At 66.3% G+C, this 20,969-nt stretch carries 21 protein-coding genes; 6 read left to right on the top strand and 15 right to left on the bottom strand.

What is annotated here, in order from left to right; genetic code table 11:
• The first annotated feature begins 527 nt into the window (after window positions 1–527).
• Window positions 528–1,946 (top strand): M20/M25/M40 family metallo-hydrolase, encoded by a 1,419-nt coding sequence (locus AC1Q7F_RS11530; RefSeq protein ID WP_492506849.1) that lies wholly within the window; start codon window positions 528–530, stop codon window positions 1,944–1,946.
• A gap of 42 nt (window positions 1,947–1,988) precedes the next feature.
• Here the strand turns inward: AC1Q7F_RS11530 and AC1Q7F_RS11525 are convergent, their stop codons facing one another.
• The 3 genes from AC1Q7F_RS11525 to AC1Q7F_RS11515 form a co-directional block, all read right to left on the bottom strand.
• Window positions 1,989–2,189: a hypothetical protein gene (locus AC1Q7F_RS11525; protein WP_492506847.1), complete on the bottom strand. Its 201-nt coding sequence runs from the start codon at window positions 2,187–2,189 to the stop codon at window positions 1,989–1,991.
• Window positions 2,186–3,325, bottom strand: a complete 1,140-nt coding sequence (locus AC1Q7F_RS11520; RefSeq protein WP_492506845.1) for a PepSY-associated TM helix domain-containing protein — start codon at window positions 3,323–3,325, stop codon at window positions 2,186–2,188. Before AC1Q7F_RS11520 ends, AC1Q7F_RS11525 begins: the two co-directional genes overlap by 4 nt.
• 125 nt (window positions 3,326–3,450) lie before the next feature.
• Window positions 3,451–4,533 carry a 3-oxoacyl-ACP synthase III family protein gene (locus AC1Q7F_RS11515; protein WP_492506843.1) on the bottom strand — a complete coding sequence of 361 codons (1,083 nt, stop codon included), beginning with the start codon at window positions 4,531–4,533 and terminating at the stop codon, window positions 3,451–3,453.
• A gap of 139 nt (window positions 4,534–4,672) precedes the next feature.
• Here AC1Q7F_RS11515 and pseG point away from each other — a divergent pair, with 139 nt between their 5' ends.
• On the top strand, window positions 4,673–5,722 hold the full coding sequence (pseG, locus tag AC1Q7F_RS11510; protein WP_492506841.1) for a UDP-2,4-diacetamido-2,4,6-trideoxy-beta-L-altropyranose hydrolase: 1,050 nt from the start codon (window positions 4,673–4,675) through the stop codon (window positions 5,720–5,722).
• On the opposite strand, the gene AC1Q7F_RS11505 is transcribed toward pseG, so the two are convergent.
• Both AC1Q7F_RS11505 and AC1Q7F_RS11500 read right to left on the bottom strand, forming a co-directional pair.
• Window positions 5,715–5,957 carry an Lrp/AsnC ligand binding domain-containing protein gene (locus AC1Q7F_RS11505; RefSeq protein ID WP_492506839.1) on the bottom strand — a complete coding sequence of 81 codons (243 nt, stop codon included), beginning with the start codon at window positions 5,955–5,957 and terminating at the stop codon, window positions 5,715–5,717. The two genes, pseG and AC1Q7F_RS11505, sit on opposite strands and share 8 nt — an antisense overlap.
• Window positions 5,958–5,962: 5 nt before the next feature.
• Window positions 5,963–7,597 carry a DEAD/DEAH box helicase gene (locus tag AC1Q7F_RS11500; protein WP_492506837.1) on the bottom strand — a complete coding sequence of 545 codons (1,635 nt, stop codon included), beginning with the start codon at window positions 7,595–7,597 and terminating at the stop codon, window positions 5,963–5,965.
• A gap of 174 nt (window positions 7,598–7,771) precedes the next feature.
• On the opposite strand from AC1Q7F_RS11500, the gene AC1Q7F_RS11495 reads away from it, so the two are divergent.
• The 4 genes from AC1Q7F_RS11495 to recQ all read left to right on the top strand — a co-directional run bounded on the left by AC1Q7F_RS11495 (window position 7,772) and on the right by recQ (window position 11,651).
• Entirely contained in the window at window positions 7,772–8,494 is a 723-nt protein-coding gene (locus AC1Q7F_RS11495; protein ID WP_492506835.1) for an alpha/beta fold hydrolase, read from the top strand.
• A gap of 61 nt (window positions 8,495–8,555) precedes the next feature.
• Window positions 8,556–8,687 carry a hypothetical protein gene (locus tag AC1Q7F_RS11490; protein ID WP_492506833.1) on the top strand — a complete coding sequence of 44 codons (132 nt, stop codon included), beginning with the start codon at window positions 8,556–8,558 and terminating at the stop codon, window positions 8,685–8,687.
• Entirely contained in the window at window positions 8,644–9,483 is an 840-nt protein-coding gene (locus AC1Q7F_RS11485; RefSeq protein ID WP_492506831.1) for an alpha/beta hydrolase, read from the top strand. Before AC1Q7F_RS11490 ends, AC1Q7F_RS11485 begins: the two co-directional genes overlap by 44 nt.
• 299 nt (window positions 9,484–9,782) lie before the next feature.
• A complete protein-coding gene (gene recQ, locus AC1Q7F_RS11480; protein WP_492506829.1) occupies window positions 9,783–11,651 on the top strand; it encodes a DNA helicase RecQ in 1,869 nt (622 codons plus the stop codon).
• Between the two features lie 73 nt (window positions 11,652–11,724).
• Here the strand turns inward: recQ and AC1Q7F_RS11475 are convergent, their stop codons facing one another.
• The 10 genes from AC1Q7F_RS11475 to prmB all read right to left on the bottom strand — a co-directional run bounded on the left by AC1Q7F_RS11475 (window position 11,725) and on the right by prmB (window position 20,952).
• The gene (locus AC1Q7F_RS11475; protein WP_492506827.1) at window positions 11,725–13,431 is read right to left on the bottom strand and encodes a long-chain-fatty-acid--CoA ligase; all 1,707 of its coding nucleotides are present in this window, start codon (window positions 13,429–13,431) and stop codon (window positions 11,725–11,727) included.
• A gap of 161 nt (window positions 13,432–13,592) precedes the next feature.
• Window positions 13,593–14,171 (bottom strand): hypothetical protein, encoded by a 579-nt coding sequence (locus AC1Q7F_RS11470; RefSeq protein ID WP_492506825.1) that lies wholly within the window; start codon window positions 14,169–14,171, stop codon window positions 13,593–13,595.
• On the bottom strand, window positions 14,171–14,530 hold the full coding sequence (gene mnhG / locus AC1Q7F_RS11465; protein WP_492506823.1) for a monovalent cation/H(+) antiporter subunit G: 360 nt from the start codon (window positions 14,528–14,530) through the stop codon (window positions 14,171–14,173). The genes AC1Q7F_RS11470 and mnhG overlap by 1 nt, the downstream gene beginning before the upstream one ends.
• On the bottom strand, window positions 14,527–14,826 hold the full coding sequence (locus AC1Q7F_RS11460; RefSeq protein WP_492506821.1) for an MrpF/PhaF family protein: 300 nt from the start codon (window positions 14,824–14,826) through the stop codon (window positions 14,527–14,529). The genes mnhG and AC1Q7F_RS11460 overlap by 4 nt, the downstream gene beginning before the upstream one ends.
• Window positions 14,823–15,296 carry a Na+/H+ antiporter subunit E gene (locus AC1Q7F_RS11455; RefSeq protein ID WP_492506819.1) on the bottom strand — a complete coding sequence of 158 codons (474 nt, stop codon included), beginning with the start codon at window positions 15,294–15,296 and terminating at the stop codon, window positions 14,823–14,825. Before AC1Q7F_RS11455 ends, AC1Q7F_RS11460 begins: the two co-directional genes overlap by 4 nt.
• Window positions 15,293–16,852 carry a proton-conducting transporter transmembrane domain-containing protein gene (locus AC1Q7F_RS11450; protein ID WP_492506817.1) on the bottom strand — a complete coding sequence of 520 codons (1,560 nt, stop codon included), beginning with the start codon at window positions 16,850–16,852 and terminating at the stop codon, window positions 15,293–15,295. Before AC1Q7F_RS11450 ends, AC1Q7F_RS11455 begins: the two co-directional genes overlap by 4 nt.
• A complete protein-coding gene (locus AC1Q7F_RS11445) occupies window positions 16,849–17,208 on the bottom strand; it encodes a Na+/H+ antiporter subunit C (RefSeq protein WP_492506815.1) in 360 nt (119 codons plus the stop codon). The genes AC1Q7F_RS11450 and AC1Q7F_RS11445 overlap by 4 nt, the downstream gene beginning before the upstream one ends.
• Window positions 17,208–17,603: a Na+/H+ antiporter subunit B gene (locus tag AC1Q7F_RS11440; protein ID WP_492506813.1), complete on the bottom strand. Its 396-nt coding sequence runs from the start codon at window positions 17,601–17,603 to the stop codon at window positions 17,208–17,210. The genes AC1Q7F_RS11445 and AC1Q7F_RS11440 overlap by 1 nt, the downstream gene beginning before the upstream one ends.
• Window positions 17,603–19,906 (bottom strand): putative monovalent cation/H+ antiporter subunit A, encoded by a 2,304-nt coding sequence (locus AC1Q7F_RS11435; protein WP_492506811.1) that lies wholly within the window; start codon window positions 19,904–19,906, stop codon window positions 17,603–17,605. The genes AC1Q7F_RS11440 and AC1Q7F_RS11435 overlap by 1 nt, the downstream gene beginning before the upstream one ends.
• A 104-nt stretch (window positions 19,907–20,010) precedes the next feature.
• On the bottom strand, window positions 20,011–20,952 hold the full coding sequence (gene prmB / locus AC1Q7F_RS11430) for a 50S ribosomal protein L3 N(5)-glutamine methyltransferase (RefSeq protein WP_492506809.1): 942 nt from the start codon (window positions 20,950–20,952) through the stop codon (window positions 20,011–20,013).
• Window positions 20,953–20,969: the final 17 nt, after the last annotated feature.

Here is a 20,969-nt window from a genome sequence, read left to right as displayed (position 1 = left end):
CACGGCCAAAGCGCCGTGATGTCCCACCCCTGGCGGACGGGGTGGCGGGCGGGCAAAAGAAAACCCCCGTAGCTGGATGCGCCTACGGGGGTTCCCTTAAATACCGAAACCACAAGGACCTATGTCAAGCTGTGGGTTCGGGATGGTTGCTGCGATATTTCAAGTAATCGCAAAATCCTGCTGCGGTGGGTCCATGTTTCTACACACCCTCCCAGGCTACGGAACGCAGTCGATCGCCTTTTCTACTGGGCCGCCCACTGCGAAGGAGGCGTTTGGATCTTCAAAATCACCCTCCGTATCTTTGTTACGATTTGATGTTGCTCCGATCACACATGGGCGTCAAGCGTTTTTGTGAGGGGTATTTGGGCACTATCCAGAAGGTCATGGCATGGATATCGCCCCGACCCGAAGGGGGTGTCCGATTTGTGTCTGTTACAATTCAGCTTTTTCCGAACCGTTGCGGCCTGGGTTACCTTGTCACGCATGCAGCCGGGTTGCCGGCCGTTTTGCGTGAAGGAGCGCGTGCCTTGAAGCGTTTCGGTTTCCTGTTGGCCGCCGGTGTGGCGCTGCTGGCCCTGGGTAGGCCAGCCCTTGCCGCCGATACCCCCGTGCTGCCCCCCGCCGCCGTAAAGATCGCCACGGACATCCAGGGCAAGGCCCTGGCCGGTTCGGGTGCTTTCGGTTTCGTCGAATCGCTGACGGTGCGGGTGGGGCCGCGTCTGGCCGGATCGCCCGCTGCCAAGCTCAGCCACCAATGGGCGGAGGCGCGGTTCAAGGAACTGGGCCTGACCAACATCAAGGTGGAGCCCTTCACCGTTGATGGCTGGGAGCGTGGGGTGGAGATGGCGTCCATCACCAAGCCCGTCGCCCATCACCTGCATGTCAGCGCCCTGGGCCACAGCGTCACCACGCCGCCCGACGGTATCGAGGCGCCCATTGTGCGCTTCGACACGCTGGAGGACCTGGAAGCAGCGCCCGAGGGCAGCCTGAAGGGCAAGATCGCCTTCGTCGACAAGAAGATGAGCCGGTTGCAGGATGGCGGCGGCTATGGCGAGGCCGTGGGCGTGCGCGGCAAGGGGCCGGAGGCGGCAGCCCGCAAGGGTGCGGTGGCCCTGCTGATCCGGTCCATCGGCACCGACAGCCACCGGTTCCCGCACACCGGCATCACCCGTTATGCCGAGGGCGTGACGGCCATCCCGGCGGGAGCACTGTCCAATCCCGATGCCGACCAACTGAACCGGGTTTTGGCGCTGGGCCAGCCGGTATCCGTGAAGCTGGTCCTGTCCAGCCAGGCCATGGGCACGCTGAACGACGCCAATGTCATGGCGGAGATCAAGGGTCGCGAACTGCCGGACGAGATCGTCGTCATCGGTGCGCACCTGGACAGTTGGGACCTGGGCACCGGCGCCCTGGATGACGGGGCTGGCGTGGGCATCGTGCTGGCCACCGCCAGGATCCTGAAATCCTTGCCTCAGGCCCCGCGCCGCACCATCCGCTTCGTCCTGTTCGGGGCGGAGGAGGTGGGGCTGGTGGGCGCCGAAGCCTATGCCAAGCAGCATGCGGCCGAGTTGTCCAGGCATCAGGTGGGGACGGAGGCAGATTTCGGGGCCGGCCCCGTCATCACCTTCAATGCCAATGTCCGGGCCGACGCCAAGCCGGTGATTACGGCCATCGGCAAGATCCTGTCGCCGCTGGGCATCGTGCCGGGCCGCGGCTCCAGCGGCGGCGGGCCCGATATCGGCCCGATGGCGGCAGAGGGCGTGCCGACGGCCGGGCTGGGCCTGGATGGCACCGACTATTTCGATTACCACCACACGGCCGACGATACGCTGGACAAGGTCGATCCCAAGAAGCTGGATCAGGCGGTTGCCGCCTATGCCAGCTTCGTCTGGCTGGCGGCGGAGTCGCCGGTGGCCTTCGGGCCGGTAGAGAAGAAAGATCATTGATAGTCGAAGGGGCGGAGCCGAACAGGTCCGCCCCTTTTCAATTCACGACCGCCGCGCCCTCATGGCCCAGGCGATGGCGGCCACCGGCACGCCCAGGGTCAGCCAGGACAGCATATCGTGCCAGCCATCCCCCGCCAGGGCCACGACCAGACCGATGGTGCTGAGGATGGCGATGATGATGGGCACCGCGAACACGGCCCATAGCGACTGCCGGTCCCGGCTGGTCCTGTTCTGCCGTCTCATTCCGCGGCCTCCGGCACCGGGGATGCCGTTGCCAGACCCGGCTCCCGCGCCGTGCTGCGCCGGCCCAACCACAGATACAGGCCGGAACCCAGGATGACGATGGTGATGATGTCCAGGAGGGCCCACAGGATCTTCATGGGCAGCCCGCCATAATCCCCGAAATGCAGGGGCTGCGACATCAGCAGCGCCTGCACATACCAGGGCAGGGGTCGCATCGCCGTCAGCTCGCCCGTCTGCGCATCGACCAGGGCCGGGGTCAGCAGCTTTTCCGTCAGCGGCGTGTCGCCCTGCAGGAAGACAGCGTAATGGTGCTTGCTGCTGAAGGCGCCGCCGGGGAAGCCCACGAACTGCACCCGGTTGCCGGGGGCCGCCTGTTGTGCCGCCGCTACGGCCTTGTGAATGGAGCCCAGCTTGTCGGGCGCCACAGCATCCTGGCCGTGATAAGCGGCGGTCATCTCCGCCAGATCATTGGCCTGCCACAGCTGCACGATGGGGGTGGCGAGTGTGTTGATGACACCGGTCAGGCCCACGACGCTGACCCAGGCCAGGGTCACGATGCCCAGAAGATTGTGATAGTCCAGCCACTTGACCCGCGTGCTGCGCGTGGTCCGCAGGGTGCCGAAGGCCAGCTTGCGCATGAAGGGGGCATAGAGCACGACGCCCGACACGGTGGCCACGAAGAACAGCAGACCCATCAGCCCCAGGAACAGCATGCCCGGCAGGCCCAGGAACATGTCGACATGCAGCTGGAACATGAAATGCATGAACCCGTCATCGGTGAAGACCCCCACCACCTCGCCCGTGCGCATATCGAAGGATTGCGTGGTCATCAACTCACCGGGCGCGTCGGGGCGCGGGCCGGTGGTGATGTTGGCGACGGGGCGATCCTCATCGAAACTGAAGAACAACCCCACCTCGCCGGGGCGCGACGCCAGCGCGATGGCCATCAACTCGTCCAGGGACTTGTTGGGCGCGTCGGTTTCGACCAGGGCCGGGTGATCATCGGTCAGATGATCGATCTCCTCATGGAAGATCAGCGGCAGCCCGGTGATGCACAGCATCAGCAGGAAGGCCGTGCAGATCAGACTGGACCATTTATGGACCAGGAACCAGACGCGGATCGTCCGGGGCGTCATGGGATGGCTGCCACATGTTATTGCGATTAATTCGCAATTGTATAGATACCGACCATCAATGTCGCAAGGGATAGTTCGGCGAGGCCCGGTGACGACAGATGTTGGCCCAGCCCCGATGCCGGCGGTCAGACCAGCATGGTCGGGTAATCGTCGGGCAGATCGACCACGGTGGGGGCGGGAATAGGCCCGATATCGGCCAGGATGGTGCCCCAGGACCAGCCGACGCCGAACCCGGCCATCAGCAGCTTCTTACGGCCACCCTCCAGCTCCGCGCCCAGGCGGGAACAGATGGCCAGCGGCACAGAGGCGCTGCTGGTATTGCCGTATTTCTCCATATCGATGATGTATTTGGCCGGGTCGCAGCCGATCTTCTTGCGGATATGGTCCAGCATCATCTTGTTGGCCTGATGCGGGACGACATAGTCCAGGCTATCCACCGTGACCCCGCCATCGGCCATCGCCTCCTTCAGCAGGGTGGGCACGGCGCGCAGGGTGAAGGTGAAGACCTCCGCCCCGTTCAGGTGCAGGCGGGCGTCGCGGTAGAGCCGCGCCATCTCCGCCTCCGACCGGGGCGGGTCGGTGGGGATCAGGCAGTCGCGCTTGCCACCGGCCTTCACGAAGATATGCTTGGCCCCGCCGCCATCGGTGCCCATGCTGACATGCATGGGCGGGGCGGCCGGGTCGATCTCCAGCGCCGTGGCCGACCCGGCATCGCCGAACAAGGGCAGGGTGGCCTTGTCGTCGGGGCGCAGCCAGCGGGTGGAATTGTCGCCGCACAGAACCAGCGCCCGCCTGGCACTGGACCCGCCTAGCAGACGCGCGGCCGTCCAGACGCCATAGACGAAGCCGGAGCAGCCCAGCGTCACATCGAAACAGGCGGCCGATGTCGGCAGGCCCAGATGCTGCTGCAGCACCACCGCCGTGGCGGGCAGGACGTAATCGACATCCTGGCTGACGAAGATCAGCACATCGACGCTGGCCGGGTCCCAGCCCAGCTGGGCCAGAAGCCCCTCCGCCGCCGCGCGGCACATGTCGGACGCGCAATAGGGGCGCGGCAGGACGCGGCGTTCATAGACGCCGATGCCGGCATGCAGCTTGCGCGCCTCATCCGGCGTGAAGATGCCGGGTTCTTCGACAAAGGAATGGCGCTGGCGCGGCACCACGGCCCGCACACCGGCGATCCGCACCCCTTCGATGATGGCCTTCATGGCTGCACTGTCCTGACCTTCATGTCTTGCCCCCCACTAGAGCATAAAGCGCGGCCCCGATCCAAGCTGGACGGAGGCGGGGGCGGGTGTTAGGCATTTTCCCTGAAGAGTTTACAGCCCCCTGGCAGGAGCCGCCTTGATGTCGCGCAACGCGGCGCCGCCCCTGATCCTGATCCGCGCCGATGCCAGCCCGGCCAAGGGCACGGGTCATGTCATGCGCTGCCTGGCCCTGGCCGAGGCGTTGCGGGAGCAGCGGGCGGTTGTGGTCTTCGTCACGGCGGAGATCACGCCGGCGCTGGCGGCACGGCTGACAGATGAGGGTTTCGACCATCGCGGGCTGGCGGGCGACGATCCGGCGGAACTGCTGGATCTTGCCCGGCGGCTGGGGGCATCGGGACTGGTGGTGGACAGCTACTGGCTGGATGCGGGCTGGCGGGCGGCGGTGCGGCCGGGATTCCGCGCCGTGCTGGCGCTGGATGATCTGGCCGACCGGATGCTGCATGCCGATCTGGTCTGGAACCCGGCACCGGCGGCGGCCTTGTTGCCCTATGCGACCCTGGCGCCGGGGGCGGAACTGCTGGCGGGGGAGCCTTATTTGCTGCTGCGGCGGGAGATCAGGCGGGCGGCGGCGGGGCTGCGCGCGGCGCTGGCGGATCGTGACAGCATGCTGCTGACCTTCGGCGGGTCGGACCCGGCAGGGCTGACCGTGCCGGTGGTCAAGCGGCTGGCACCGCTGCTGCCGGGCGGGGTGCGGCTGGATGTGGTGGCGGGGGGCAGCAACCCGGCGCTGGATTGCATCCGGGCCGCCTGTGGGCGCTTCCCCGGCAATGTCCGGCTGCATATCGACAGCCGGGATATGGGGACACTGATGGCGGCGGCCGGGCTGGCCGTGACGGCGGGCGGCGGCACTGTGGCGGAACTGGCTGCCCTGGGTGTGCCCAGCCTGCTGGCCGTGGTGGCGGACAATCAGGGGCCGGCGGCGGATAATGCCAGGACCAGGGGCTGGGCAGCCGTGATCGACGCGCGGGGAGACCGGGCGGATGCCGCGGATGGTATCAGCGCCAAGGCCTTGGCGCTGTGGGGCGACCTGCCGACGCGTGAGGACCTGTCACGGCGCATCGCGGCCGGCGGCATCGACGGGCAGGGGGCGGAACGGGTGGCCAAGGCGTTGTTGGAACGCCTCAGCTGAACGCCTTGAAGGTGATGATGGTGAACGTGTCCTTGACGCCATCCAGCGTCTGCAGCTGCCCCGTGACGAAATGGCCGATATCCTGGCCATCCTCCAGAAAGCATTTCATCATCAGGTCGTACTGGCCGGAAATGGAATGCACTTCCGATACTTCCGGCACCGTCTGCACCGCCAGGTCGGCCACGTCATAGGCGCGACCCAGTTCGCATTTCACCTGGACGAAGATCGTCTGCATGCGCCTCAGGCCTCCAGGCTCTCCACCTCGACCGCCGGCGCCTTGGGCGGGCGGGCGGCGCGCAGGATGAAGGCCGGCACGTCGTCGCCGAAACCGAGCACGGGCGGGCCGCGATCATCATCCTCATCCCGGCGGGGACGGCGGTCGCCCCGGTCGCGGCGATGTTCGTCCCGGCGGTACTCATCACGCCGGAACTCGCCACGGCCTTCCGGACGCGCCTCAGGCCGACCCTCGGCGCGAGGCTCCAGCCGGCTTTCCGACCGGTCGCGGTTACGGTCGCCCCGCGGCTCACCCCGGTGTTCATTGCGGGGGCGCTCCTGGCGTTCCGGACGCTCCTGCTTGTGCTGGTGCGCCTCGATGGCGGCCTCGGCCGCCTCCGGCTCGACATGCACATGCACGGGGCGTTCGGCGCGCGGGGCACGGTCCCCACGCTCACGCCCGCCACGGCGGCCCTCTTCCTTCTTCGGCGCGGCGCGGCCACGACGGCGCGGGTCGGCGTCGAAGGACAGTTCGGCGGGGGCCAGCCCCTCCACGGTGAAGCGCGGGATTTCGTTGCCGATCAGCTTTTCGATGGCCTGCACCAGCTTGCCGTCTTCCGGCGTGGCGATGGTGAAGGCGCGACCCAGCTTGCCGGCGCGGCCCGTGCGGCCGATGCGGTGCACGTAATCTTCGGAATGGTGCGGCGTGTCGAAATTGAATACGTGGCTGACATTGGAAATGTCGATGCCGCGCGCCGCTACGTCGGAACAGACCAGCAGGTCGATGCTGCCGGCCTTGAACGCTTCCAGCGTCTCCGTCCGCTTGGACTGCACCATGTCGCCATGCAGCGCACCGGCATTGAAGCCATGCTTGACCAGCGAGCCGTGGACGGTGGCGATGTCCTTCTTGCGATTGCAGAAGATGAAGGCGTTCTTCACCTCGTCGCTGGACAGCACGCGGCGCAGCGCCTCGCGCTTGTCCGCCTCGTTCACGACCAGCAGATGCTGGGCCACGGTGATGGCGGTGCTGGCCGGGGCGCTGACCGTCACCTCTTCCGGGGTGGTCAGGAACTTGTCGGCCAGACGCTTGATCTCCGGCGGCATGGTGGCGCTGAAGAACAGGGTCTGGCGCTTGCGCGGCAGCAGACTGACGATGCGTTCGATATCGGGGATGAACCCCATGTCGAGCATGCGGTCGGCCTCGTCGATCACCAGGATCTTGATGTCGGTCAGCAGGATGTTGCCGCGGTCGAACAGGTCCATCATGCGGCCGGGCGTGGCGATCAGCACATCGACGCCGCGTTCCAGCTTCTTGATCTGGTCGCCGAAGCTTTCGCCGCCGATCAGCAGCGCCATGTTCAGCTTGTGGTACTTGCCATACAGCTCGAAATTCTCAGCCACCTGGGCGGCGAGTTCGCGCGTCGGCTCCAGGATCAGCGAGCGGGGCATGCGGGCCTTGGCCCGGCCGCGCCCCAGAATCTCGATCATGGGCAGGGTGAAAGAAGCGGTCTTTCCGGTGCCCGTCTGGGCGCAGCCCAGCACATCCCGGCCCTGAAGGACCCACGGGATGGCTTTTTCCTGGATCGGCGTCGGCGTGGTATAACCGACTTCGTCAACGGCGCGAAGGACTTCGGACCCGAGTCCAAGTTCCGAGAACAGCATTAGGCCTTCATCATTCTGGAGGCGACGTCGAACACAAACACCGTGACGTCGGCGGCGATAATCGATCGACCGCTGGCAATTCCGCGCCCCTTGGCATTGGCGATTGGGGGCACGATGCATTACGGTCGCGCCTTCGATATCAATTTCGGCCTTTGAGAGCAAGGATTTCGGGCGATGACGCACCCCACGCCGCACGCAGGGCAGCCCCTCCTCCTGTTGCCGGGCCTGTTGTGCGACCGGGCGCTATGGGCCCATCAGATCGAAAACCTGTCGGATATCGCCGATATAAGGGTGCCCGACCTGACGGGACAGGACACGATCGAAGGCCTGGCGGCGTCGGTGCTGGACCATGCGCCTTCCCGCTTCGCCCTGGCCGGCCTTTCCATGGGCGGTTATGTGGCGTTCGAGATTCTGCGCCGGGCGCCGGACCGGGTGACGCGGCTGTGCCTGATCGACAGTTCGGCCCGGGCCGATACGTCGGAGCAACGCCGGCGGCGCGAAGCCATGCTGAAGCTGGCGCACATGGGCAAGTTCCGGGGCATGTCGCCGCGCCTGCTGGCCACGCAGGTGCATCCCGACCATGTGGATGTGCCGGAGATTGGCGGCGTGGTGCTGGCCATGACGGCGCGGGTCGGGCGCGATGCCTTCTGCCGCCAGCAATCCGCCATCCTGTCGCGCCCCGACAGCCGGCCCGACCTGCCCCATATCAAGGTCCCCACCCTGATCATCGTCGGTGCCGACGACGCCCAGACCCCGCCCGACCGGTCGCGGGAGATATTGGCGGCGGTGACGGGGGCGCATCTGCACATCCTGCCCCGCTGTGGCCATCTGGCGCCGCTGGAACAGCCCAAGGCGGTGACGGCCCTGATGCGCGACTGGCTGAACGCGGTGGTGTGATGGTTGCGCCGCGTGCGGCCCACGGTTAGGGTGCGGCGGAATTCGGTTCGGAGGAATGATCATGAGCTTCGCGGGTATCGGCCTGTTCATCGCCGCCAGCGTCCTGGCCGCCCTGTGCATCGCCGCCATCAAGGCGCCGGAGGGTGACGGTGGTCACGGCCATGGCCATCATGGCGGCCACGGGCATCATTGATCGCATCGGCGGCCTGTCGCGCCGCCGGCTGCTGTGTCTTCTGGCGGTTCCGGCCCTGGCCGGAGCCGCCCCGCCCGCGCATGCCCTGCAAGGTGAGCTGACGGCCCGGCCGCCGGTTGCGCCACCCGTCGATCCGGTCGCGCACGGCCTGCGGCGGATGAGCGACATGGGCGTGCTGTACATTCCATCGACAGTGCCGGCCGGGCGGCCGGCGCCACTGCTGCTGGCCCTGCATGGGGCGGGGCAGGGCGGCGGGTGGTTTGCACATGGGTTGCTGGGGCTGGCCGACGCGCTGGGTTTCGTCCTGCTGGCGCCCGATTCCGCGGGGCGTACCTGGGATTGGCTGAACCCGATCCGGCAGCAGGCCGGGTCACGGCTGAAGCCGGGCATGGGCCCCGACCTGGGCCGCATCAACCGGCTGCTGGCGCAGACATTCACCCTGTTGCCCATCGATCCGGCGCGCATCGCCCTGATGGGCTTTTCCGACGGGGCCACCTTCGGGCTGGACCTGGGCATCCGTAATCCCGCCCTGTTCGCCCGCCTGTTCATCGTGGCACCCAGCACCATCCCGAAGATCGTCCGTGGGCCGGGTGCGGAGATTTATATCACCCATGGCCGGGACGACGGCGTGCTGCCGGAGAAGGCGACGGCAGAGAGGACGGTGCCCGACCTGCGGCGGCGCGGGTTCACGGTCACCTATGAGCCGTTCGAGGGCGGACATATGATCCCGCTGCCGTTGCTGCACCGGGCGATACGCGCATGGCTGGGGCAGGGCCATGGCGGGCATTCGGAGTAGCCGGCAGGGCAACTCCGGCCTTGTGCAACATCATGCAACGGAAATTCGGTTTCATTCGGAGTGTGCAGGATGCCGGCTCCGAACGGCCGGCCGCTGCATCGGGTCACGGTTATGGCGTGACTGATGCTGTATAGCAGGAAATGACGGGGAAGTCTGCAATGGTGCTCCTGGGGCACGCCTGGCCTCTCGTACAAGAGGCTACCAAAGCCCTGGACCCGCCGCGTGCGCTGCCGTACACCTGTCTCTCGGCCACCTTATCTGGTGGCTCCACACATTCGTAACCGCAAGCCATAGCGCCCATGCCCGACGCCCTCGCCAATGATCTTGCCATGCCGCCGCTTGACGCGGCGCAGGATGTGTTGCGGAAGGTCTGGGGCTATCCGGTGTTCCGGGGCATGCAGGCCGACATTGTCGAACATGTCGTGGCTGGCGGCGATGCCCTGGTGCTGATGCCCACGGGCGGGGGCAAGTCGCTCTGCTATCAGATCCCGGCCCTGGTGCGGCCGGGCGTCGGCATCGTCGTCTCCCCCTTGATCGCCCTGATGCGCGACCAGGTGGATGCGCTGCGCCAGTTGGGCGTGCGGGCGGCCTATCTGAACTCCACGCTGGACTGGCGGGAGGCGCAGGAGGTGGAGCGCGCGTGCGAGCGGGGCGACCTGGACCTGCTGTATGTGGCGCCGGAACGGCTGGTGACGCCGCGTTTCCTGGAACTGCTGGAACGCTCCCGCATCGCCCTGTTCGCCCTGGACGAGGCGCATTGCGTCAGCCAGTGGGGCCATGATTTCCGCCCGGAATATCTCCAGCTCTCCATCCTGCACGAGAAGTTTCCAGACGTGCCGCGTGTGGCGCTGACGGCCACGGCGGATGCGCAGACCCGGACGGATATCGCGGCGCGCCTGGGCCTGACCGATGCGCGGCTGTTCCTGGCCAGTTTCGACCGGCCCAACATCGCCTATCGCATCGTGCCCAAGGATCAGGAGCGCCGGCAGCTGGTGGATTTCCTGCGCCGCCGGCCGGAGGATGCGGGCGTGGTCTATTGCCTGTCTCGCGGCAAGGTCGATGCCATCGCCCAGCATCTGGCCGAACAGGGGATCGATGCGCTGCCCTATCATGCCGGGCTGGATGTAGCCACGCGTCAGGCCAACCAGGACCGGTTCATCAAGGGCGAAGGCGTGGTGATGGTGGCCACCGTCGCCTTCGGCATGGGCATCGACAAGCCCAATGTGCGCTTCGTGGTGCATATGGACCCGCCACGGTCCCTGGAAGCCTATTACCAGGAGACGGGGCGCGCGGGACGCGATGGGCTGCCGGCTGAGGCGCTGATGCTGTACGGCTTCGCCGATGTCGTGCAGATGCGGATGATGGTGGAGAATTCCGACAGTCCGGCGGCCTTCAAGCGCACCGAACGGCAGAAGTTGGAGGCGTTGCTGGGCTTCTGCGAGACGGCGCGCTGCCGCCGGCAGACCCTGCTGAATTATTTCGGGGAGGAATACCCCAAGCCGTGCGGCAAGTGCGACACCTGTTTCCAGCCGGTGGAAACCTATGACGGCACGGTGGTGGCGCAGAAGGCGCTGTCGGCCGTCTATCGCACGGGCCAGCGGTTCGGCGTCGGCCATCTGGTCGATGTGCTGCGCGGGGTGTCCACCGACAAGGTGACGGAGAAGGGCCACGACAAGCTGAAAACCTTCGGCTGCGGCACCGAACTGGGCAAGCAGGAATGGCACAGCGTGTTCCGCCAGCTGGTGGCTAACGGCTTTCTGTGTGCCGATCCGGAGGGCCATGGCGGCCTGATCCTCACCGAAACCGCGCCGCCTGTCCTGAAGGGGCAGGAGGTCGTGCGCCTGCGCCGCGATCCGGCGGCGGAAGCCAAGGGGCGGGGCAAGTCTTCGCCCGGATCGGGGGGTGGGGCGGCCAAGCCGCGCACCTCGACCGCCGACCTGTCGCCGGCCGACGATACGCTGTGGCACGCGCTGAAGGCGCTGCGCCTGGAACTGGCGCGCGAACAGGGCGTGCCGCCCTATGTCATCTTTCATGATGCGACGCTGATGGAGATGGTGAAGGAACGGCCCACCGACCTGGACGAGCTGGGCACCTTGCCGGGCGTGGGGTCACGCAAGCTGGAGCGCTACGGGGAATATTTCCTGGATGTGGTGCTGACACACTCGTAGACGAGGCACGGTACATCGCTGCGTCTCTTTCGCCGGGAAGGCGAGAGAGAACGGATGTGTAAGAAAGGCGGTATCACCCCGCCTTCTTCTGCGCCTCCAGCTCGTCCAGCAGCGCCTTGCGCGACAGTTTGCCGATCATGGTCTTGGGCAGTTCGTCGCGGAATTCGTACAGCTTGGGCTGTTCGATGGTCGACAGCTTGTCCTCCAGGAATTCCTTCATGTCCTGCTTGGTCAGCGCGCAGCCCTCGCGCGTCTTGATATAGGCCTTCACGGTCTGGCCGCGATAGGGGTCGGGCACGCCCAGGACGATGCATTCGGCGACGCCCGGATGCTGATAGATCGCCTCTTCCACATTGCGCGGATAGACATTGTAGCCGCCGGCCAGGATCATGTCCTTGATGCGATCGACGATGAAGATATAGCCGTCCGCGTCGAAATAGCCGACATCGCCGGTATGCAGCATGTCGCCGTCCAGCGTGTCGCGCGTCGCCTCTTCCTTGTTCCAATAGCCCTTCATCACCTGCGGTCCGATGATGCAGATCTCGCCCCGCTCGCCCTGCGGCATCTCGGTCTTGCGGTCCTCCAGGCTGATGATCTTGATGATCGTGCCGGGGACCGGCAGCCCGATGGAGCCGCCGCGGCTGGCGTGCGGCGGGTTGATGGTGGCGATGGGGGAGCTTTCCGACAGGCCGTAGCCTTCCACCAGCTTGCAGCCCGACAGTTTCTCGAACTGTGCCTTGACCTCCACCGGCAGCGGTGCGCCGCCGGAATTGCACAGCTTGATGGAGGACAGGTCGTACCTGGCCACGTCCTTGTGATTATTGATGGCGGTGTAGATGGTGGGGACGGCGGGGAACTGCGTCGGCTTCTTCTTGTCGATGACATCCATGACCTGGTCCAGCTCGAACCGGGGCAGCAGGATCATCTCCCCGCCCTTCATCAGGGTCAGGTTCATCACGCAGGTCATGGCGAAGACATGGAAGAAGGGCAGAACGCCCAGCATGCGCTCCTTCCCATCCTCCGCCTCGTAGAACCAGGCGGTGGCCTGGCGGGTGTTGGCGGTGATGTTGAAATGGGTCAGCATCGCGCCCTTGGGTACGCCGGTGGTGCCACCGGTGTACTGGAGCACGGCGATGTCGTTGGCGGCGTCGATGGCCACCGGTGCCGGCCGCCCGTCATTGGCGGTCAGCGTCTTGAACCGGACATGGCGGTCGTCATGGGGGATGTCGGCCACATCCTTGCGCTTGGCGATGGGGAACAGCCAGTTCTTGGGAAACGGCAGGATGTCGGCCATGGGCACGACCAGGATTTTCTTCAGCCGGGTCTGGCCGAACATCTTGGCCAGCTTGTCATAGGTGACCTTCAGATCGAGACTGACCATCCAGTCGGTCTCGCTGTCATTGATCATGTGGGCGATTTCACGTTCCGCATAGAGCGGATTGAAATTCACCACCGTGCCGCCGGCCTTCAAGATGCCGAAGAAGCAGATCACCGAATAGGGCGTGTTGGGCAGGAACAGGCCGACCTTCTGCCCCTTCTTCAGGCCCAGCTTCTGCAGGCCGGCCGCGAACCGGTCGACCAGCGATCCGACCTGGGCATAGCTGTATTTCTTGTCCAGGAAGTCAATGCACGGATTGTTGGGGAACCGGGCGATGGACGCGTCCAGCATGGCGGGCAAGGATTGCGCCGGCAGGTCGATGTCCCAGCTGACACCCGACGGGTAGCTCTTCTCCCAGATGAAGGGGTCGCGCGTGTTCGTCTTGATGGCGGCTTCGGCCATGTTCACCCTCCCGGTATGCTCTTGGACGCGCTCCAGCGTCGCGCCTTTGATTGACCTATATCGGGAGCCAAAACGCAACCTCAAGCGATTAATCCGGGTGACGTAACGGAAGGTCTGCGGATTTTTTGCGATGTGGAAGGCAAGGGGTGCGAAGATCCTCCTCAACCTGGATTGCGCAGCGCGTGCGTGGTCGCCAGTGAGGCCGTGATCCCCAGATTGCCCAGCCCGTGCACGGCGACAATGGCCATGGCGGTGCGCAGATGACCCAGGCGGGGCATCAACCAGACGAATAAGGCGGCCTGGGTTGCAAACCACGTGAAGTACCAGGCGATCATGACGGGCAGGCCGCGCCGGTGCAGCAACACCGCCCCCGCGCCGGTGAGCATGATGAAGGCGGCGTCGGCGACCCTTTGGGCCGGGATCGCCCGGGTCAATGCATAGGCCCCGCCGACCATCATCGTCTCAATGATGGGGCCGAACAGCAGGATCTTGGGCAGCCAGACAGCGATGCTGGGATCGGCCAGGGCGCGTTCCAGCGGATGGCCCTTGAAGCCCATCAGGAAATGCACCGACGATTGTCCCGCCCAGGGCAGCAGCAAGGACAGCACCTGGATAATCGCCAGCCGGGAGAAGGACAGGCGCCGTTCTGGCCAGAGCGTGCCCGTCCCGATCCTGAGCACCAGATATCCGCCATAGATGATGACCAGACCCAGAAGCAGGAGCAGGCTCGCGATCTGCATCAGTCCCTCAACCTCTCCCCCCGATCATCCTTCGTCCCCCGCAACTCGTCCCTGACCGTGCCGGACCAGAGCCTTTCGCGGCTGGCATGGATGGCGCGGCCGATCATGTGGGCGGATACCGGCGTGGTCAGAACCAGGAACAGGATGGCGGCCAGGACGCGGGCCAGCACATCCACCTGCGGGAAGAACAGGGCGACGGCGGCCAGGATCAGGCCGCAGCCCAGCGTGCCGGCCTTGCTGCTGGCATGCATGCGGGTCAGCGCGTCGGGCAGGCGGGCCACGCCGATGGCGGCGATGGTGCAGAACAGGGCGCCCAGGACCGCCAGGATGCCGACCAGGGCCTGCCAGGCTTCAGTCATGGCCGGTCTCCTTTCGTGCTGTTGCGGGCGGCCTTGTCCTCCACGAAGCGGGCATAGGCGACGGTGCCGAAGAAGGCGACCAGTGCCAGGGCGATGGCGGCATCCAGGTATACCGCCCGGTCCATCCAGATGGCGAACAAAGCGATCACCGCCACGGCCAGCACCCCGAACAGGTCGATGGCCACGATCCGGTCGCCGCGTGTCGGCCCGCGCAGCACCCGGAACACCGACAGGCCGAGCGACAGGACCAGCAAAGCCAGGGCGATGGTGATGCAGATGGTCAGGAAGGGCGTCATCGCAGCACCTCCAGGATGCGGCGTTCCATGGTTGCCTTGGTCTCCGCCCGCACGGCGTCGGGATCGGCGGCGAACATGGCGTGGATGTAAAGCGTCTTGCGGTCGGGAGCCACGTCCAGGGTCAGGGTGCCGGGCGTCAGGGTGATGGAGCAGGCGAACAGGGTGATCTCAAAATCCGTTCGCACGTCCAGGGGGATGGCGATGATGGCGGGCCGGATGGGCTCCCCCATCCCCAGCACCGCCTTGGCCACCTTCCAGGAGGAGACGAAAATCTCCTTCACCAGCCAAAGCGCGTAACCGGTGCCACCCCAGGTGCGGCGGAAAAAGCGCTGGCCGGGATAGAGCGGGCGGGCCAGCCACAGGATCACGTGGCCCAGGAGGCCGCCCACAATGAAGCCCGACAGGCTGAAATCGGCGTTGATGCCCATCCAGGCCAGGGCCAGCAGCAGATTGATGGCCAGCAGGATCATGGCGTGTCCTCCCCCTGTGGCGGCAATTCGCCCACCAGGGTCGGCGGGCCCTGTGTCGGCGCGCCGCCCAGCACGGCCTGGACATAGGCGCTGGGATCATAAAGGCTGTCGCCCACCCGGCCGGCGGCGGCCAGCAGCCGTTCCGGCTGCATCCCGATGCCGAGGGTGATCAGTGACAGCAAGATCAGGGGCAGGATCAGCGCATAGGAGCGGATGGTGGGGGGCAGGGGGGCTGGCGCCTCGGCCGGTGCCTTCCACACCATTTCCGCCCAGACGCGGCCCACCAGCCAGATGGTCAGCAGGCCGGTGACCAGCAAGGCGGCCACCATGAGGTAATGCTGCGTCTCCAGCCCGGCGCGGACCAGCAGCAGCTTGCCCCAGAAACCTGATAAAGGCGGGAACCCGGCCAGCGATCCCAGCGGTACGAACAGCAGGATGCACAGCCAGGGGGCCGCCTTGAACAGCCCGCCCAGCCGGGCATAGCCGGTGCCCGCCCCACCCGCCAGCCGCCGCACGATGCCGGCGCCTAAGAACAGGTTGGTCTTCACCACGATGTCATGCACCAGATAAAAGGCGGTGGCGGCCAGGGCCAGGGGTGTGCCGATGGCCAGACCCATGACCATGGACCCGATATGGGCCACCACCTGCCAGGACCAGGCACGGTTCAGGTCGCGCACCGCCAGCGATCCCAGCGCACCCAGGATCATGGTGATCCCGGCCAGCCAGAGCAGGATGGAATGGGTCCAGGCGGTATCGCCCACGAAGATCAGGGTGAAGACCCGCAGCAGGGCATAGATTCCGACCTTGGTCAAAAGCCCCGCGAAGATGGCCTGCACGGCGGCTGCCGGCGTGTGATAGGCGGCGGGCAGCCAGAAGAAGAAGGGGAACAGGGCCGCCTTCATCCCGAACGCGATGATGAACAGCACGGCGATAGCGCTGACCAGCCCCTGGTTGGCGACCTGCGGCAGGCGCTGCGACAGGTCGGCCATGTTCAGGGTGCCGGTGACGCCATAGAGCAGGGCCACGGCCAGCAGCAGGCAGGCGGTGGCCACCAGATTGATGGCGACATATTTCACCGCCCCGTCGATCTGCCGCCGCTCCCCGCCCAGTGACAGCAGGACGAAGCTGCTGATCAGCATCACTTCGAACCAGACATAGAGGTTGAACAGGTCGCCCGTGACGAAGGCGCCGCAGACGCCGGTCATCAGCACCTGGAACACGGGATGGAACCCGCCGCCCTCGCGCACCGGATCGATATCGCCCAGCGCATAGAGGGCGCAGCAGAAACCCATGATCGACGCCACCAGCACCATCATGGCGGCCAGCGGATCGGCCACCAGGGTGATGCCGAAGGGGGCGGCCCAGGCGCCCATCTGCGCCACCTGCACCCCGTCCTCCGTCACGGCGGACACCAGCAGGCCGGCCAGGACCATCAGGGCGAAGCTGCCGGCCAGCGACAGGGCGCGCTGGGCGACCGGGTGCTTCCACGCCAGCATGCACAGGGCGGCGGTGGCCAGCGGCGTCAGGATGGGGGCGGCTGTCAGCCAGGCGTTCACGACCCCTCCTCCGGCTCTGCCGCGCGCATGGCGCCGCTATCCAGGGTTCCCAACTCCTGATAGGCCCGCCAGCCCAGGGCCAGTGCGAAGGACAGCAGCCCGAAGCCGATGACGATGGCGGTCAGGATCAGGGCCTGGGGCAGAGGGTTGGACACGCCCGGGGCCAGCAATTCGGTCCCCGGCGCGATCAAGGGCGGCTGGCCCGGGGTCAGGCGGCCCACGGTCAGGATGGCGACATTGACGGCGTTGGACAGCAGCACGGTGCCGAACATCACGCGCAGGAACTGCCGCGACAAGAACAGATAGACGGCCCCCGCCACCATGCCGCCCACCGCCAGGGCCATCACCGTTTCCATCAGCCCGCCCCTTCTTCCATCAGGGCGCGGACCATGGCCAGGATGCCGCCCACCACCACCAGATAGACGCCGATATCGAACAGAACCGGCGTGCCCAGCGCGTCCAGCCATTGCGCGGTCATATAGGGCCCCCCCGTCCGTGCCCCGATGAAGCCGGAAACGACACCCAGCGCCAGGCCTGCCCCCAGGATGGAACGCGGGTCGGCGCGCAGCAATTTCACCATCGCATCCACGCCGAAGGCCAGCGCATGCAGGGCGAATCCGACGGCGCAGATCAGCCCGCCCACGAAACCGCCGCCGGGTTCATTATGCCCGCGCCACAGGATGAAGATGCTGAACAGCATCATCAGCGGCAGGAGAAAGCGCACGCCGGTGCGCAGGATCAGGCTGTCCATCAGGTCTGTCCCTTCCTGCTGCCCAGGCGCGCCTTCATCAGGGCGAAGACGCCCAGGCCCGCCGTGGCGACCACGGTGATTTCCCCCAGCGTGTCGAAGCCGCGGAAATCCACCAGGATGACATTGACCACGTTGCGGCCATGCGCCTCCAGCAGCGAGGTGTCGCCGAAGAAGCGCGTCAGATCGAGCGGCAGGGGCTGTTGCAGGATGGAGAGCAGGATCAGGCTGACCACCAGGCCCAGGCCGATGGCGATCACCGCATGCACTGTCCTGGTCATCGCCGGCCGGTCGCTGCCTGGCGGCAGCAGGGGCAGGCGGGCCAGGACCAGCACCAGGATGATGGCGGTCAGCGTCTCCACCATCAATTGGGTGATGCCGACATCGGGCGCGCCATAGAGCAAGAAGAACAGGGCCACCGACATGCCGTTGACCGACAGCGACAGGATGGCCGCCAGCCGCGAGCCGGCCCGGATGGCCCCCACGGTGCCGGCCAGCATCAGCAGGGCCAGCGCCACGCCCAGCGCGTCGCCATCGCCAAGACCGAAGGTTGGGCGGGGCAGGGTGCCGCGCCCGATCAGCGTGGCGCCCAGCAGCGCCAGCATGCCGGCGAAGATGATGGTGAGATAGCGCGACAACATGCCGTTCTGCAGCAGGCCGGTGACGGCGCGCGCCAGCCCGTCCAGCAGCGATAGCAGGCGGTCCCAGGCGCGGTCATGGTCGATCCGGCTCAAACGCTGTATCCAGGCCAGCAGCGCCTTGACTGGAGCCAGAGCCAGGAAGATGCCCCCGCCCAGCGCGATGGTCAGGCCAGACAGGCCCAGTGCGGGCGTGACCCCATGCCAGAGATGCAGGTCCAACCCCAGGGGGACGCCCTTCACGGCATCGGCCGTGGCCGCCAGCAGCCCCTGCGGCAGGCCGGCCCACAGGCCGAACAGCAGCGACAGCAAGGCGAGCACAGCGGGGCCGGCCAGCAGGCCGATACTGCCCTCATGCGCATGGGACGTGGCCTTGGTGGGGGCACCCAGGAAGGGCTTCACGAAGACCAGCCCGGCGGCCGCCACCATGGCGGCATTGGCCAGGACCAGCACGGCCACAATGCCGGCGCTGCCCATCACGCCATCATAGACCAGTTCCTTGGCGATGAAGCCCAGGAAAGGCGGCAGGCCCGCCATGGACAGGGCAGCCAGCGCCACGCACAGGCCGGTCACCGGCATTTTCGACCAGAGCCCGCCCAGGTCCCCGACCTCACGCGTGCCGGTGCCATGGTCCACGGACCCGGCGGCCATGAACAGCGCCCCCTTGTACAGCGCGTGGGCCAGCAGGAAGCCGGCAAAAGCCTTGATCGCCCCGTCCGTGCCGATGCCGATCAGCAGCACCAGCACGCCCAGCGCCATCAGGGTCGTATAGGCCAATATCTTCTTCAGGTCGGTGGAACGCAGGGCCATGGCGCTGCCCCACAGGGCGGTGACCCCGCCAGCGATGGTCAGCGCCCAGAACCAGCCCTCGGTTCCACCCAGCGTCGGGTTCAGGCGGGCCAGCAGATAGATGCCGGCCTTCACCATGGTGGCGGAATGCAGATAGGCACTCACCGGGGTGGGCGCGTCCATGGCGTTGGGCAGCCAGAAATGGAACGGCACCTGTGCCGACTTGGTGAAGGCAGCCAGCAGCAGCAGGACCAGCAAGGCGGGATAGAGCGCATGGGCGCGCAGATCGATGCCGGACTGGGCAATGCCCGACAGGGTCCAGTGCCCTGTGACCAGCCCCATCAGCACCAGCCCGGCCAGCAAGGCCATGCCGCCACCGCCGGTGACCATCAGCGCCTGCAGCGCCGACCGGCGCGAGCGCGCATCCTCATGGTTGAAGCCGATCAGCATGAAGCTGGTGATGCTGGTCAATTCCCAGAACACGAACAGGCTGATGATGTCATCGGCCGTGACCAGCCCCAGCATCGCCGCCATGAAGGCCAGGATGAACAGCAGGAAGCGTCCCTCACGCGGATGGCCGCGCAGGTAGGCGCCGGAATAAAGCGTGATGAAGGCGCCGATGCCGCAGATCAGCAGGGCGAACAGCAGCGACAGCCCGTCCAGCCGGAAGGACAGCGCCACGCCCAGCGACGGCGCCCAGTTGGTGGCCTCCGTCACGGCGTCCCCCGCCACCACGCCCGGCACCTGCGTCGCGAACCAGAGGGTCGCCGCCAGCGGCACCAACGCCAGCAGCCCGTGCGACAGGGCGGGAAGCAGGCGGTTCAGGGTGGGGGCGATGAGGGCCGCCAGCAGGATGGCGAGAATGGCCGTGAGGATCACGCGGTCTTCCGCCTTTCCATTCCAATAGACGGGGGCAGTATAGGGATTGAGGGGGTGGCTTCAACCATAACCGGTACCGGCCGGGACGGAATCGCCTCCGGCCCTCACAGCGCCAGCAGCTGTTCGCGCGTGATCCAGAACACCTCGCCGAAGGAATGCTCCGTCTCCAGCCACAGGAATTCAGCGTCCGGATAGGCTTCCTCCAGCGCCGGGCGGCCGGTACCCAGTTCCACCAGCAGGCCGCCGCCGGCATTCAGATATTTGGGCGCGTCCTTCAGGATACGATGGACGATGGCCATGCCGTCATCATCGCCGCCGACCAGGGCCATGCGCGGCTCCGCCTGATATTCGGGCGGCAGATTGTCCATCGCCTCGGCATCAACATAGGGCGGGTTGGAGATGATCAGGTCGTATTTGCGGCCTTTCAGCGGCTTGAACAGGTCGCCATGGAACAGTTGCACCCGCTCCTCCAGCCCATGGTCGGCGACATTGATCTTCGCCACCTCCAGCGCGTCGGGCGACAGATCGACCGCATCCACCTTGGCCAGCGGGAAGATGCCGGCGGCCAGGATGGCCAGGCACCCGGACCCCGTGCACAGGTCCAGCACGCTTTCCACCTCCGTCACGTCATCGACCAGGGTGAAATCCTGATCGCCGCCGAACAGCTCGCCAAACAGCAGCTCCCCGATGAAGGAGCGCGGCACGATGACCCGGTCATCGACATAGAAGGGTACACCCTGGATATAGGTGCGCTTGGTGAGGTAGGCGGCGGGTTTGCGGGTGGTGACCCGCTGGTGGATGATCTCCGCCAGCGCCAGCCGCTCGGCCGGCATCAGCTTGGCATCGAAATAGGGTTCCAGCTGGTCAACCGGCAGCTTCAGCGTTTCCAGCACGATGAACGCCGCCTCGTCATAGGCGGTGACGGCCCCATGTCCATGCACCAGCCCGGCGCGGGTGAAGCGGCTGACGGCATAGCGGATGAAATCGCGTACCGTGGACAATTCCGCCGCCACGGAACTGGTGGCGGGCAGGGACAGGTCGGACATGGGGGCAGTTGCTCCGG

This window comes from Niveispirillum sp. GW835-FHT14G11, assembly GCF_058793615.1.
Note: the sequence above shows the minus strand (reverse complement) of the source record. Positions and strands in the feature narration are given on the sequence as shown.